The 14924-nt window shown below is 70.4% G+C and carries 13 protein-coding genes; 9 read left to right on the top strand and 4 right to left on the bottom strand.

The genetic code is table 11. The features are described 5' to 3' along the window. Positions 1–260: 260 nt before the first annotated feature. Positions 261–1760, bottom strand: a complete 1500-nt coding sequence (locus ACIQD6_RS15860; RefSeq protein WP_401882568.1) for a trypsin-like peptidase domain-containing protein — start codon at positions 1758–1760, stop codon at positions 261–263. Positions 1761–2056: 296 nt separating this feature from the next. Here ACIQD6_RS15860 and ACIQD6_RS15855 point away from each other — a divergent pair, with 296 nt between their 5' ends. From ACIQD6_RS15855 to ACIQD6_RS15845, 3 genes are all read left to right on the top strand, one after another. Next, positions 2057–2875, top strand: coding sequence for a glycerophosphodiester phosphodiesterase (locus tag ACIQD6_RS15855; protein WP_401882565.1), 819 nt, complete (start codon positions 2057–2059; stop codon positions 2873–2875). Positions 2876–3148: 273 nt separating this feature from the next. Further along, on the top strand, positions 3149–3643 hold the full coding sequence (locus tag ACIQD6_RS15850; RefSeq protein ID WP_401882562.1) for an ATP-binding protein: 495 nt from the start codon (positions 3149–3151) through the stop codon (positions 3641–3643). Between the two features lie 377 nt (positions 3644–4020). Continuing rightward, positions 4021–4986 (top strand): DUF5926 family protein, encoded by a 966-nt coding sequence (locus ACIQD6_RS15845; protein ID WP_401882559.1) that lies wholly within the window; start codon positions 4021–4023, stop codon positions 4984–4986. 300 nt (positions 4987–5286) lie between these two features. On the opposite strand, the gene ACIQD6_RS15840 is transcribed toward ACIQD6_RS15845, so the two are convergent. Then, entirely contained in the window at positions 5287–5997 is a 711-nt protein-coding gene (locus tag ACIQD6_RS15840; RefSeq protein WP_401882557.1) for a hypothetical protein, read from the bottom strand. Positions 5998–6288: 291 nt separating this feature from the next. Then, complete coding sequence (locus ACIQD6_RS15835) at positions 6289–6972, bottom strand: bifunctional DNA primase/polymerase (protein ID WP_401882554.1); 684 nt, start codon at positions 6970–6972, stop codon at positions 6289–6291. Positions 6973–7643: 671 nt separating this feature from the next. Between ACIQD6_RS15835 and ACIQD6_RS15830 the strand changes: the two genes are divergently transcribed. Both ACIQD6_RS15830 and ACIQD6_RS15825 read left to right on the top strand, forming a co-directional pair. Further along, entirely contained in the window at positions 7644–9362 is a 1719-nt protein-coding gene (locus tag ACIQD6_RS15830; RefSeq protein ID WP_401882550.1) for a PP2C family protein-serine/threonine phosphatase, read from the top strand. A 116-nt stretch (positions 9363–9478) separates the two neighbouring features. After that, positions 9479–10954, top strand: a complete 1476-nt coding sequence (locus ACIQD6_RS15825; protein ID WP_401882548.1) for an aminopeptidase P family protein — start codon at positions 9479–9481, stop codon at positions 10952–10954. Positions 10955–11128: 174 nt separating this feature from the next. Here ACIQD6_RS15825 and ACIQD6_RS15820 read toward each other — a convergent pair whose 3' ends face one another. After that, positions 11129–11590, bottom strand: coding sequence for an ATP-binding protein (locus tag ACIQD6_RS15820; protein WP_401882545.1), 462 nt, complete (start codon positions 11588–11590; stop codon positions 11129–11131). Between the two features lie 192 nt (positions 11591–11782). On the opposite strand from ACIQD6_RS15820, the gene ACIQD6_RS15815 reads away from it, so the two are divergent. From ACIQD6_RS15815 to ACIQD6_RS15800, 4 genes are all read left to right on the top strand, one after another. Then, positions 11783–12709 (top strand): hypothetical protein, encoded by a 927-nt coding sequence (locus ACIQD6_RS15815; RefSeq protein ID WP_401882543.1) that lies wholly within the window; start codon positions 11783–11785, stop codon positions 12707–12709. A 129-nt stretch (positions 12710–12838) separates the two neighbouring features. Then, positions 12839–13651, top strand: a complete 813-nt coding sequence (locus ACIQD6_RS15810; protein WP_401882540.1) for a YcnI family protein — start codon at positions 12839–12841, stop codon at positions 13649–13651. Positions 13652–13770: 119 nt separating this feature from the next. Further along, complete coding sequence (locus ACIQD6_RS15805) at positions 13771–14436, top strand: SCO family protein (protein ID WP_401882538.1); 666 nt, start codon at positions 13771–13773, stop codon at positions 14434–14436. Further along, positions 14433–14888, top strand: coding sequence for a copper chaperone PCu(A)C (locus tag ACIQD6_RS15800; RefSeq protein WP_401882537.1), 456 nt, complete (start codon positions 14433–14435; stop codon positions 14886–14888). Before ACIQD6_RS15805 ends, ACIQD6_RS15800 begins: the two co-directional genes overlap by 4 nt. The last annotated feature ends 36 nt before the right edge of the window (positions 14889–14924 follow it).

The raw sequence follows: 14924 nt of genomic DNA, 5'->3' as shown, positions 1-14924 counted from the left end.
GGAGCCGCTACTCCTCGCCAGGCTTTTACGCCACCCCGCACCCTGCTGATCCGGGGAAACGCGCACATCAGTACGGCAGTGCCACCCGTGCGCGGGCAGCCACCGGGCCCGCACACGACAAAGGTGGGGTGCCGGATCGACTCCGGCACCCCACCTCAGGAAGCTCGGGCTCGGCGGCCCGGACGCCACGGCGCCACAACACGCGTACGCCTGCGCCTACTTCTGCGCCCCGGCCTCTGCGTCCCGGCCCACCGCCGCGCTCAGCTCTCGCCCTTGCGCTCGCCGAGGGTGACCTGGACCGTCGACTCCTTGCCGTCGCGCTTGTAGGTGAGCTTCACCTTGTCGCCCGGCTTGTGGGTCCAGATCTGGCCGATCAGGGTCGGGCCGCTGTCGATCGGGGTGTTGTTGAACTTCGTGATGACGTCGCCCGACTTGAGACCGGCCTTCGCGGCCGGTCCGTTCGGAGTGATCGCCGCGGCGCCGCCCTCGCCCTGGGGGGAGATCGTGGCGCCCTCGCCGCCCTCCGCCATCGAGACCGTGGCGCCGATCAGCGGGTAGACCGGCTGGCCGGTCCTGATCAGCTGCTCGGCGACGTTCTTCGCCTGGTTGATCGGGATGGCGAAGCCGAGGCCGATGGAGCCCGCCTGGGACTGCCCCAGACCGCCGCTGCCCGCCGACTGGATGGCCGAGTTGATGCCGATGACCGCGCCCCTGGAGTCCAGCAGCGGGCCGCCGGAGTTACCGGGGTTGATGGAGGCGTCGGTCTGGAGGGCGCTCATGTACGAGTTGCTGGAGCCGGAACCGTCACCGGAGGCGACCGGGCGGTTCTTGGCGCTGATGATGCCCGTGGTGACGGTGTTGGAGAGGCCGAAGGGTGCGCCGATCGCGATCGTCGAGTCGCCGACCGCGACCTGGTCCGAGTTGGCGAGCGGCAGCGGGGACAGGCCGGAGGGGGCCTTCTTCAGCTTGACCACCGCCACGTCGTAGCCCTCGGCCCGGCCGACCACCTCGGCGGCGTACTTCTTGCCGTCGGAGAAGGTCGCGGTGAGGTCGCCCCCGTTGGCCGCGGACGCCACCACGTGGTTGTTGGTGAGGATGTGGCCTTCCTTGTCGTAGACGAAGCCGGTGCCCGTACCGCCTTCGCCGTTACCGCCCTGCGCCTCGATGGTGACCACGCTCGGCAGCGACTTGCCGGCCACCGCGGCGACCGTGCCGGAGGCGCGCTTGACGTCCTTCGGGGCCTCCGCAGCGGAGACGGTCGTCGAACCGATCGAACCGCCGTTGCTCTCGGCCGCCCAGTAACCGATGCCACCACCGACACCGCCCGCGACCAGCGCGGCCGCGAGCACGGCGGTGATCAGCCCGCCCCGGCGCCCGCGCGGGGACCGCGGCTGGGGGTCGGCGACCGGAGCACCCCACGGCTGGGGGCCGTGACCATCTGCTCCGCCGTAGGCACCGCCCTCGTAGGAACCGCCTCCGTGGGAACCGCCTCCGTAGGAGGGCAGTACGGGCGGGGGCGGCGGCCAGCCGGCACCGGCGGCGTGCGACGTCGCGGGGACCCCTGCGGGATCTCCCGCCGGAGGGGCCTGCGCGGGCTGGGGAGAGTGCGCGGGCGGCTCCGGCGCCGCGCCCGCCCGCTCATACGCGCCCTCCCGCGGACCGGACGCGGGAGTGCCCTCGGGAGCGGCGCCCGGCACGGGAGGTACGGGCGGGACAGCGGGAGCCGCGTTGCCCTCGTTGCCCTCGTTCTCGGTGCTCACAGCTCGTTCTCCTCGGTTCCACATCGGTCTTCGGCAAGAGGCCCGCTGCGCGGTCGTCCACAGCCCGCTGTCCGCTTGTCTGTTTTTGTGTGCCTATGCTGGCATTTGCGGTTGTCTTGCGCTTGCGCAAGTGTCTGCGGTCAGCTTTTCCCACAACGCGTCAGGCCACTGTAAGCAGGACCTGTGTGTCTGCTCGCCATCCTTTATTCCGGACATAAAGAACGCATCCGGAGTCGACGGGCCGGAGAACCCTGACCGTTCACCCACCTACCCCCTCACGATGACACCATGACGCGGTGACTCAAGCACGACAGCAAAGCATCCAGGTCGTCGCCCACCGCGGAGCCTCCGAGGACGCACCCGAGCACACCCTGGCCGCGTACACGAAAGCCATCGAGGACGGCGCGGACGCCCTCGAATGCGATGTACGGCTCACCGCCGACGGCCATCTCGTCTGTGTCCACGACCGTCGTGTGAACCGCACCTCCAACGGACGCGGCGCGGTCTCCGCCCTGGAGCTCGCCGATCTCGCCACACTCGACTTCGGTTCCTGGAAGGACAGCGAGGAGAGCCCGGACTGGCGGGACCGCGAACTCACCTCCGTACTGACGCTGGAGCGCCTGCTCGAACTGGTCGTGGACGCCGGGCGCCCCGTCCAGCTGGCCATCGAGACCAAACACCCGACCCGCTGGGCCGGCCAGGTGGAGGAGCGGCTGCTCCACCTGCTGACCCGCTTCGGCCTGGACCGACCCGTCCCGGGCCAGGAATCCGGACCGGGCGAATCCGCCGTACGGATCATGAGTTTCTCGGCACGCTCACTGCACCGGATCGCGTCCGCCGCGCCCGAACTGCCGACCGTCTATCTGATGCGGTTCGTCTCGCCCCTGCTGCGCGACGGGCGGCTGCCCGCGGGAGCCCGGATCGCCGGGCCCGGGATGCGGATCGTCCGTAACCACCCGGGCTACATCGAGCGCCTGCAGAAGGCGGGCCACCGAGTCCACGTGTGGACGGTGAACGAGCCGGAGGACGTCGACCTCTGCGTACGGCTCGGAGTCGAGGCGATCATCACCAACCGCCCCAAGCTGGTGCTGTCCCAACTGGGCCGCCCGGCCTGACACCGCCCCGCCCCAGACCCTCACCCAACCGCCAGGCTGCCCGGACGGTAACAGGGAGTGCACCGGCGCGTTCGTTCCGCGTTCGACAGGCACGAGTGCGTCAAAGGCCCTCCCCTGGCCGGTTTCCGGTCCGGGCCGGTGGGGCATTCACACCGTGGCGTGGGGGCAAAGGAGGTCTCGGGGGTGGCATTTGTGGTGGCACAAGAAGTGCCCACGTCGTCGTGCATGGCCGTTCCTCATGGCCCTGCGGGCGTGGGGAAGGCGCGGCACCGGATGCGTGAGCAGTTGAACCGCAGCGGGGTGTCCGGCTCGGTCGTCGACGACGCCGTACTGATCCTTTCCGAACTGCTCAGCAACGCCTGCCGTCATGGCAGGCCGCTGGGCCGTGCGGAGATCGGCGACGGCGACATCCGGGCGGCCTGGCGCGTCGACAAGGCGGGCCGGCTGACCGTCGAGGTCACGGACGGCGGTGGCCCGACGCGGCCCATTCCGTCCACCCCCTCGGTCACGGCGCGCGGTGGCCGCGGGCTCAACATCATCACGGCCCTCGCCCAGGAGTGGGGGGTACGGGACAGCGCGACCGGAGAAGTCACGGTGTGGGCCATCGTTACCGAAGGGCACCGCCGCGACGATTTCGCTACGCGCGTCACAGGCCCCGCGATGACCGGACTGGGGACGCTGGACGGGCTGGAGGGACTCGACGGACTGGAGGGGCTGGAGAGCCTGGACGGGTTGGGCTTCGCGGACCCTTTCGACGGCGTCGCCTGAGAGCCCGGGTCGCCTGAGCCCCGGGGCGCCCGAAAGCCCGGGTCGCCCGAGAGCCCGCGACCTCCCGCACGCGCACGCTTCAGCACATGCCGGGCCGTACGGACCGCCGCTCCGTGGGCAGTTGAGCACGCGGGCTCCGCACACGGTTCGTCGCACGATCAGGTGCGCGGCTCGGTGCGCGGTTCCGCACCCGCGGCGACGCGCGTGGCCGACGTACGGACGCACGGACGCACCCTGGGCCCACGTACGGTCGCACGCCCGGCCGCCCGGCCCGCCCGGCCGTACACGCGGCGCTCCGCGTCCCCAGGGCTCTCCAGGACGCGAGCCGCTAGGCTCGCGCGGACACCGCACCGCCGCTCACGGGAGAAAGCCACACCATGGCGAAGAAGCGCCCCCAGACGAAGGCCGCGAAGGCTCAGCTCAAGGACGGACCGATTCCGGTGGTGGGGGCGCGCGAGCCCTGCCCGTGCGGTTCGGGCCGTCGCTACAAGGCCTGTCATGGCCGGGAAGCCGCGCACGCCGTGACCGAGTTGGTCCAGCGCCCCTTCGAGGGCCTGGCCGGCGAGTGCGACTGGGTCGCGCTGCGCGAGCTGGTGCCCGCCGCGACCGCCGAACTGACCCTCAAGGACGGGCTGCCCGAGGGCGTACCGTCCGTCACGCTCGCGACCGTTCTGCCGATGGCCTGGCCGGCGCTGCGCCGCGACGACGGCTCCGTACTGCTCGCTCTCCAGAACGACACCTCGTCCGGGGACCTGAGCCGCGATCTCGCCGACACGCTCCTGCGCGCGCTGAGCGCGGAGCCCGGTAACCCGGTGGCCGCGCAGCGCGTGCCCGCCGACGGCCCGCGCCTTCAGGATCTGCTCGCCCCCGAGGCCGACTTCACGCCGGTCGTCCACTCCGGATTCGAGTTCTGGGTACCGGACTCGGAGAACACCACACCCGAGGTGGCCGCCTCCCTGGAGCGTGCCAACGCCGCCGCGATCCCCACCACCCTGCTCAGCAGCACGGATGCCGCGTACTGGTGCGAGACGCCGGAGAAGAACCATCTCCGCTGGGTCATGCCGTACCCCGAGGAGAAGCTGCTGGACGCACTCGCCCGGCTGCATGCCGCCGGTACGTCGAGCCTCGGCGCGGACACCCGGCTGGTGGGCTCCTTCCGGGCACACGGGCTCACCGTGCCGGTGTGGGACCTGCCGAGCGCGATGGGTGCGGAGGAGTGCGAGAAGCCGGCCGCGGAGTTCGCCGAGCGACTCACCGCGGCACTCGCCGCCGACGCGCCGCTGACCGGAGAAGAACGCCGGGCACGCGGCGGACTCACCAACCGCCAGGTGACGCTCAGCTGACAGCGGCGAGGTGACAGGCGGCAAGGTGACAGGCAGTGAGGCGGCGGACAGCGAGGGCGGACAGACGACCGGCAGCGGGGACAGCGAAGGGGCGCGAGAGGGACAAGCGTGGCAAAGGGTTCCCCGAAGTCCGGTGAGGCCTGTCACACGTCGCTCAACCGACCGATAATTCATTGTCCGAATACGCCGGATCGAATTTGCTAACCGCCGATCTCTTGTTACGGTTCTAGAAGCCCGGTCGCTGGTGCATCCCCCGTCGCCAGCGACCGGGCGTTCGCTTTTACAGGTGCCGCCCGTACGTCAACGGGCCGCCGGGCCCCGGGTGTTGCTCCCCGACCGCAGCAACAGCGGCCCGATCTCCTCGCCGTCCGCCGTGTTCCCGCGGTTGCCGCCGTATTCGTCCCTCCCGCCGTTCACGGGGGCCGCGAACTCCGCCATCGCCACGTATTCCGCAGGTTCCCCCCGGGACGGCGCACGCGGCGTCTCACAGGTCGTCGGCTCGTCCGCGGCCCCGACGCGGCAGTGCGTCTGGACGGTTCGCCCGCGCGGGCCCATCAGGCTGAGTACGGCGAGGAGTTCACCGTCCGTCGCGTTGCGGTAGTAGGCACGCGCCCAGGTGTCCCGCCCCTCGGTCAGGACGCAGGTCTGCGCCTCGACCCCTTCGGGAGCGGCGACTTCAGGCCCACATCGCTCGACCGTACGCACCAGAGCGTCCACACCGCCCTCGGCGTCCGTGGTGTTCGCGGTGCCCCCGGCCGGCGCCGCGGACCCGTCGATTCCGGACAGCGGCCGACGTCCCGCCTTCGCTTGCGCTCCGGCGAGCAGCGCCACCGACTCCGCCACCGGCTCCTCTGCCGACTCTGCTGCCGCATCACTCCCGGAACCACCGCCGGCGCCACCGGCCGGTCCGGAGCCGGGGCCGGATCCGCCGACAGGGCCGGCGGAAGCGGCCAGCGGCAGCAGCGCGGTACACACCACGACGGCCGCGAGCCCGATCATGCGGAGATTCATGGAGGGCCCACCTGCCGCTGCTGGGGAATTTCTGACGGAGGGCCGAAGATATCGACGGAATGGGACACCCGGAGCCGCCGCACGCCCAATTCCCCGACAACTCGGTTCAGCTCACACCCGTACGAGTGACGCGGACCAGAGCGAACCAGGCAAAGCGCCTGACAGTCCGTAGGCATAGCGGCAGGAAGCACAGAGAAAACGCGGAGACGCGACACGGCACGGAACGCGACGCGCCCCCGTTCCGGATCGAACCGGACCGGGGGCGGGACAGGGCACGCGACCCGTACGCGGTCAGTAGGCGAGCCTGCTGCCACCGTCCGGCGCACTGGTGCTCGCCTCTACGAGCGCGTCCACGACGGCCTCCACATCCGGCAGCCAGGGCGCCGCCGAGCCGGGCAGCGGTGCCCGCTCCCAGCGGACCTGTCCGCCGGGGGCCTCGGACGGCGGCAGTACGAGATAACCGCCCTCGCCGTGGAACCGGAGCGAACTGGGCACCCAGTCCATCGTGTAGAGCAGCTCACCGAGCTGTTCGAGGGTGTACGGAGCCACCAGCAGCGACCAGCGGGTGGGCGTCGCGACGACCGGCCCCAGCCGCATGCCCATCCGGTCCAGCTCCGCCAGCGCGCGAGCGCCGGCCACGGCCGGCAGACTCACCGCGCACGGGGCGCTGCCGCCGGTGGCGAGGATGATCGGGGCCGTGGGCCGGTTGTTCCACCACCAGCGCACCAGGCGCTCGTCGGTGGACGCCGCGAGCAGCTCCGGGTCGAAGGGGTGCGCGCCGGGTACGGCACACTCGGGGTCGGGGCAGCTGCAGCCGTTACCGCGGGTCCCGCGGCCGCCGGCCGACTTGAGACCGGCACCCGGGAGTACGGGCCATCTCCACTCGGTGGCACAGGTGAGCGCCACGTCGAGCTGTGCGGGCCTCCCCTTACGCCGGAACCGGAGCTTGCGTCGCCTTCCGAGGATCTCGCGCATGAGCGCTCGTTCCTTTCCGTTGAACGCCGAGTCCACATGGCACGTAGACCATGTGTGTGCATCACTTCACCGTGCGTACATTTCGACGCTTGGCCGCCCCTTGCCGCAGCCCGATCCCGAGGCGCGGAGCCCAGGGCACGAACAGACCTTCTCGGCCCGGCGGCGTGTGACGCCGTCCCTGAGTGAGCCGAGTGCGGACTGCCTTACGGACTGTCTTCATTGAACGCGTGGCGAGGGGTGGCGTGCGCATGGCGCTTGTTGTCCCGCTGTGCTGTTCTCGCCAGTCCGGGGGGATGAGGTATGGCCTTCGGCGGTTAAGACGCCCAAGTCCGCCGTCGGGTTCCGGAGGTTCCGGGGGCGGTCCCAACTGCCCCTGTCCGTCACCGTTTACGTACCCACCACGTTCGGAATGACGCTCGACCCGGGCTGTAGTGGAACGCAGCCCCTTGAGGACCCCTGGTTGAGCGCACTCAGTCGATCGTAAAACCCAGCCAGGGGGGTAATTTTTTAGCCAACTTCAGCGTCTCACAGACACCCATTGTTCCGCCAGGACAACGCTGGACATTGCCTTAGTTGTGCGTGTACATGTGGACGCATTGATAGCCGCGCAGAATGACATGGGGGTTTGCGATGCTATTGAGCAAAATGCACCATTCTGAAAGTCGGCCGTCATGAGCGCCCCGAACATGCCGAAAGTGGCTGGAATCGATTCCAGTCCCCCCACTCCCGCTCAGACTGCCGCGCCCCTGGACACCCTTCCCACCGCGCCGGGCGCACTGATCCAGGACCGGCTCGCCGGCTGGGTCTCCGATCTGACCACCCTCCATGAACTCACCGAGCGCCTGGCCAGGACCAGCTCCCTGGACGGCGCGCTCAATGAACTGCTGCGCGCCGGAGCGGCCCTGGTCGGCGCCCGCCGCGGCCTGGTCGTGTTCGAACCGGCCGACGGCCTGGGCCCCGTCACCACCCTCGGCCTGGGGCTCACGCACTCCGAACTCGGCCAGCTGGAGACCGTGCCGCGCCACGCCACCTCGTACGGCCGGCTCCTCGACAGCCCCTTCGGGCGGACCGAGCCGGTGGCCGACCCCGATCTGCTCGGGGACGCGGACGGAGACGGGAACGGGAACGGGGACGGAGACGCGAGGCCGGGCCCGGGCTCGGATCGTCGTTCGGGTGGCGATACGGAACTGGACCCGCGCGAGCGAGAGGTCGCGGTCCGGCTCGGCTACGGCGCCAGCTTCGCCGTACCGCTCACCGCAATCGATGCCGACGACGTCACCACCGGTACAACAGTTACCGCTGGTACAGCCGTTACCTCTGACGGCATCGGCACGACCGGCACCCCGGCTGCCGCCGATCCCGCGCCGAGCGCTCCCCCCGGCAGCCCTCCCGGCGCCGCTTCCGCTGCCGCGAGGGGCGCCGGCCCCTATGCCGCTCCCGGGAAACTCGGCGCCGCCGTCTGGCTGTACGACGAACCCGCCGAACCGGGTGAACGGCAGCGCCATCTGATCGGCCTCTACACCCGGTACGCGAGCGAGCACCTCGCCCGGCTGCTGGAGCTGGAACGGGCCCGTACCCACGTGGCCACCCTCACCGAGGAACTGCTGCCCGGCCGGCTGCCCCGGGTTCCCGGCGTACAGCTCGCCGTCCGTCATCGCGCGGGATCGCGCGGCGGCGGGGACTGGTACGACGCGCTGCCCCTGCCCGAGGGCGCCCTGGGCCTGGCCGTCGGCTCGGTCAGCGGCAGCGGGCCCAGCGCGGTGGCCGCGATGGGCCGGCTGCGTGCCTCTCTGCGCGCGTACGCCGTGATGGAGGGCGAGGACCCCGTCGCCGTACTCTCCGATCTGGAGCTCCTGCTCCGGCTGACCGAACCCGCGCGTACGGCCACCACTCTCTTCGCATACGCCGAACCCACCCAGACCCAGTGCAAGATCCTGCTGGCCGGGGCCGGTCACGCGCCCCCGCTGATCGTCGGGGACCGGCGCACCGAATTCGTCGAGACCACCGTGTCCGCGCCGCTCGGCATGCTCGCGTGCTGGGAGGCGCCGAGCGTCGAGCTGTGGCCGGCGCCGGGCGAAACGGTGCTGTTCTACACGGACGGGCTGCTGCGGCGTACCGGCGACCCCATGGACCGGGCCTTCGCGCGGCTGCACGCGGCGGCGGCGAGCGTGCCCGCGTCCGCCCGGCACGATCCTGGCGCGGTCGCCGACCACGTGCTGCGGACCGTACTGCCGGACACGTACGAGCCCCATGCACCACACAAGACTCATACAGCGCACGAGACCCACGCGGCGCACGGAACGCATGCGACGCACGGCACGGACAACACACTCGACACATCGGACAATTCGGCCGATGACATCGTGCTGCTCGCCGTCCGGTTCGGCTGACCCGACGGTTTCCTCACAGGCACCCCGGCCTTGTCATCCCTCGCACATACGATGGAAAAAGACCGGTCCAGTCCGGTCCTGTGTCGAAGTACCACGAGGTCCCACAAGGAGAAGACGTGGCTGAGGAGCTCCCACCGGAAACCCCGGAGACGGAAACCCCGGAGACGGAAGAAGAGCCGATCAAGACGAGGAAGAACGGTCTGTACCCCGGCGTGTCCGATGAGCTCGCAGAGAACATGAAGTCCGGCTGGGCCGACACCGAGCTGCACGGCCTGGAGCCGATCCCGCAGACGGCCCACACCGCCGCCCGCCGCGCCGCGCTCTCCGCGCGCTTCCCCGGCGAGCGCCTGGTGATCCCCGCCGGCAACCTCAAGACCCGGTCCAACGACACCGAGTACGCCTTCCGCGCCTCCACCGAGTACGCGTACCTCACCGGCGACCAGACCCAGGACGGCGTCCTCGTACTGGAACCGAAGACCGGCGGGCACGAGGCGACGGTCTATCTGCTGCCGCGCTCCAACCGGGAGAACGGCGAGTTCTGGCTCGACGGCCAGGGCGAGCTGTGGGTCGGCCGCCGGCACTCCCTCGCCGAGGCCGAGCAGGTGCTGGGCCTCCCCGCCAAGGACGTTCGGGAACTGCCCGCCGCCCTCAAGGACGCCACGGGACCGGTCCGTAATGTCCGCGGGCACGACGCCGGCATCGAGGCCGCGCTGACCGACAAGGTCACCGCCGAGCGCGACGATGAGCTGCGCGTCCATCTGTCCGAGGCGCGCGCGGTGAAGGACGCGTTCGAGATCGGCGAACTCCAGAAGGCCGTCGACGCCACCGTGCACGGCTTCGAGGACGTCGTACGGATCCTCGACAAGGCCGAGGCGACCAGCGAGCGCTACATCGAGGGCACGTTCTTCCTGCGTGCCCGCGTCGAGGGCAACGACATCGGTTACGGCTCGATCTGCGCGGCCGGCCCGCACGCCACCACCCTGCACTGGGTGCGCAACGACGGCGACGTACGCTCCGGCGACCTGCTGCTGCTCGACGCCGGCGTGGAGACCCACACCCTCTACACCGCCGACGTCACGCGCACACTGCCGATCAACGGCCGCTACGACGAGATCCAGCGGAAGATCTACGACGCGGTGTACGCGTCCCAGGAAGCCGGAATCGCGGCGGTGAAGCCGGGCGCGAAGTACCGCGACTTCCACGACGCCTCGCAGCGCGTCCTCGCCGAGAAGCTCGTCGAGTGGGGGCTGCTGGAAGGCCCGGTCGAGAAGGTCCTGGAGCTCGGTCTCCAGCGCCGCTGGACCCTGCACGGCACCGGCCACATGCTCGGCCTGGATGTCCACGACTGCGCGGCCGCCCGGAGGGAGGCGTACGTGGACGGGACGCTGGAGCCCGGTATGTGCCTGACGGTGGAGCCGGGGCTCTACTTCCAGGCCGACGACCTGACCGTGCCGGAGGAGTACCGCGGCATCGGTGTCCGGATCGAGGACGACATCCTCGTCACGGAGGACGGCAACCGGAACCTGTCCGCCGCACTGCCGCGCCGGGCCGACGAGGTCGAGGCCTGGATGGCGGGCCTCAAGCAGGCCTGACCCGGCTGACCCGGCCCGACCTCATATGGCCGAGGCCGTACGGGCGAAATCCGAACGGGGAAAACCCGGGGGAACCTGGGGGGTAGCTGGGGGGAATCCCGTACGGGCGGGAGCGCGCCGTACGACGGAGGCCCGCGGGGAACCGCGCACGGCGGAGGACGCTTCGCTCCGAGCTCACATGGCTCTGAGCAGGGCGTCCTCCCGCCATTTCAGGATCTTGTCGAAGCTGACCACCGCGCCGTGCCCCGGCCGGTTACGGAAATGCACATGATCGGCGAGCTGCTCGATCAGACACAGCCCCCTGCCGTTCTCGGACGTCGGGGCGGGCACCGGCGCGGGCGCGGTGCGCCGCACCACCCGCCGGGAGGGGAAACCCGGCCCCGAATCGGCCACTTCGATACGACATCGCTCGCCGTCCAGATACGCGGTCACCCGGAACGCACCGAGCGGCTCACCCGTACGGGCGTCCCCGCCGTGCTCGACGGCGTTCGCACAGGCTTCACTGAGCGCCACCGACAGATCGAAGGAGATGTCGGGGTCGACTCCCGCGGTTTCCATGGCGCCGAGCAGAAGGCGCCGGGCGAGCGGAACGCTCGCGGCTTCGCGCCGCAAGTGGAGAGACCACCAGATGCTCATGCTCCAGCCTCCTGTCTGCGGCTCGACGTACCGATACGTATTGCCCTCCATCTCGGGTCGTAAGCACGCGATTGTTGTGATAGCCCTCATTCGGCGGACGCGTATGCGGCGCATGGCGCTGTATAGGACAGAGGGTCATCTTCCGGACCTGCCCTACGGGGCCGGGACCCTCAGTGCGATGATGGCTCGGCCATGTCCGAGCCTTTCGCACGCGCCGGAGCCGCTCCGCGGCTGCTGAGGGCCGCGGTCTTCACCGCGGTCTGTGTCGTGTTGTCGGCGACAGGACACGCGCTGGCCGCCTGCGCCGCCGTCCCCTGGTGGAGCCTGGTGCTCGGCTTCCTGTCCGTGTTCGCGGTCGCCGCTCCGCTGGCGGGACGCGCACGGTCGACAGCGACCATCGTCGCCGCCCTGACGGGCGGACAGCTCGCCCTGCATACGGTGTTCGGCCTCGGCCAGCGGCACCTCACGGTCCCGGCGGGCACCGACGACGCGCTGATCAGGATGGCCGCGAAACTGGTCTGTGGAGCCGGCCCCACGTCACTCAGCCATGTCGACGCGCAGCGGATCCTCGCCAACGCGGGGATCAACCCGGCGGGTTCGGCGGGCGGCACGGGAATGGGCAGCCTCCATCACCACATGGCGCCCGCACTCGGATCCGCCGCATCGGTCCCGGCTTCCGCGTCCGGATCCGTATCGGGATCCGGCTCTGTGTCGGCCTCGGTCTCCGACTCGGTCTCTGCCTCGGTCTCTGCCTCCGCCGACGGGCTGCTGCCGTCCCTCCCGATGATTCTCGGGCACCTGCTGGCCGCGCTCGCGACGGGCTGGCTGCTGCGCCGCGGAGATCTCGCGCTTCTGCGGATCGCCGATCTCTCGGCGCACGGCATCAGCGATGTCACCGACAGCGCGCCGCTGCGCGCCCTGCGCGCCGCGCTCGCGCTCGTACGGGCCCTGTGCGCCGGACTGCCCGGCGTACCGGCGCAGGAACCGCGCGCCCCGCGCACCTCGTACCACGCTCCCCCGACACCGGCCGGGGAAGCGCTCCAGCACACAGTGAGCAGACGCGGCCCTCCGGCCGTCCCCGCTCCCGCTTCCGCACGCGTACTCGCGCTCGCCGCCTGACGCGACACACTCCGCACGGACGGGGGTGATGTCGCGCTGCCGCCGCGCGTTCGCGCCGTCGCGACCCCTGTCTGATCACTTTCTCTCCCTCACACCGTGGAGTGTGCTGTGTTCCCAGCGTTGTCATCGTTGTCAGCGTTCTCGGCGTTCCCGGCGTTCGCGGCCAAGAACGTCGCCCGTGTCTCCGTCGCCGGTGGTATCGCCGCGACCACCCTTCTCCTGCTGGCCGGGCCGGCGTCCGCGCATGTCAGCGTGCAGCCGCAGGGCGAGGCCGCCAAGGGCGGCTACGCCACGATCAATTTCAAGGTCCCCAACGAGCGCGACGACGCCTCCACCACCAAGGTCGAGGTGAACTTCCCGGCCGAGCACCCGCTGGCCTCCGTGATGCCCCAGCCCGTGTCCGGCTGGAAGGTCGACGTCACCAAGAGCAAGCTCGCCGAGCCACTGAAGATGCACGGCAGCACCATCACCGAGGCCGTCTCCAAGGTCACCTGGACCGCGACCGGCGGCAGGACCGGGCCGGGCATCGCATCGGGTGAGTTCCAGCAGTTCCCCCTCTCCGTCGGACAACTCCCGGAGGACACCGACCAGTTGCTGTTCAAGACCCTCCAGACGTACGACAACAAGGACGTCGTCCGCTGGATCGAGGCGCCCAAGGAGGGCGAGGAGGAGCCCGAGAGCCCGGCGCCCGTCCTGAAGCTCACCGCGGCCACCGACGACGAACACGGCGGAGCGGCCGACTCGGCCACCGCCGGAGCCGCCGGAGCCGCCTCGAAGCAGGACGGAGCGCAGGACGGAGCGAAGAGCGGAGACACGAAGTCCGAGACGGCCTCCGCCTCCGGCAGCGACACCACGGCCCGGGTCCTCGGCATCGCCGGCATCGTCGTCGGCGCCGCCGGGGTGACCTTCGGCATCCTGGCCGGACGCCGCCGCACCGCCTGACCCACCGCGCGCCCGTGGCACGCGAGGCTGGAACACAGGGCCGGGACACCCCGGCCCCCGGCCGGCCCCGCGTGCCCGGTGCCCGTACCCCACCACCGGAACGACCAGGAAATATCCCCATGCGCAAGAAGACCCTGACCGTAGCCGCCGCGCTCGCCGCGGCGGCGGCACTCACTCTGACCGCCTGTGGCGGCGACAGCGGCGACGACCCCTCGAAGAGCCCGGTCGCCGATGTGTCCGCCCAGGGCAAGACCAAAGCGGCGACCGTGCTCGACGCCCCCTTCAAGAAGCCGAACCTCGTCCTCAAGGACACCGAGGGGAAGAGCTACGACCTCCGCGAGGAGACCAAGGGCAAGCCGACGCTGATCTACTTCGGCTACACCAACTGCCCGGACGTCTGCCCGCTGACGATGAGCAACATCGCCATCGCCAAGAAGGCGCTCCCCAAGGCCGATCAGGACAAGCTCCGGGTCGTCTTCGTCACCACCGACCCCGAGCGCGACACCTCCGCCGAACTCGCCAAGTGGCTGCCCAGCGCCGGCGACGCGTCCTTCACCGGGCTCACCGGCGACTTCGACACCATCAAGGCGGGCGCCCGCCAGCTCGGCATCGGCATCGAGGCACCCAAGAAGGAGAAGGACGGCAGCATCACCTCCATGCACGGCGCCCAGGTCATCGCCTTCTCCCCGAAGACCGACGCGGGTTACGTCCTGTACGGCGAGGACACCACCTCGGACGACTACGCCAAGGACCTCCCCAAGCTCATCAAGGGCGAGAACCCGTGAACCGCCGCCCCTTTCCCGTTCCCGCACTCGCCGTCGGCCTCGCGGCCACGCTGGCACTGACGCTGGCCGGCTGCTCCTCCGATTCGCCCGAACTGAAGGCCGAGGGCGGCTATATGCCGCAGCCTGTCGGCGACCTCGCGGCCGGCTTCCTCGTCGTCGCCAACCACGGTGGCGCCGACGACAAGCTCACCTCCGTCACCAGCGGCCTCTCCGACGACATCACCATCCACCAGACCGAGAACCAGAAGATGCGCGAGGTGAAGTCCTTCGACATCCCGGCCGGCGGCGAACTGGATCTCGAACGCGGTGGCAACCACATCATGTTCATGAATCTCAAGCAGCAGCCCAAGCAGGGTCAGAAGGTCGGCATCGAGCTGCACTTCGAGAAGACCGACCCCATCAAGGTCGAGCTTCCCGTGAAGGCGACCAACTACAACCCCGCCCAGCACTAGCCCCGCACCAAAGGGACTGAACCGAGGGACTGACAC

It is taken from the genome of Streptomyces sp. NPDC088400 (genome assembly GCF_044753355.1).
Classification (GTDB): domain Bacteria; phylum Actinomycetota; class Actinomycetes; order Streptomycetales; family Streptomycetaceae; genus Streptomyces.
The sequence above is the reverse complement of the archived record's forward strand: the minus strand, read 5'-3'. Positions and strand labels throughout refer to the sequence as shown.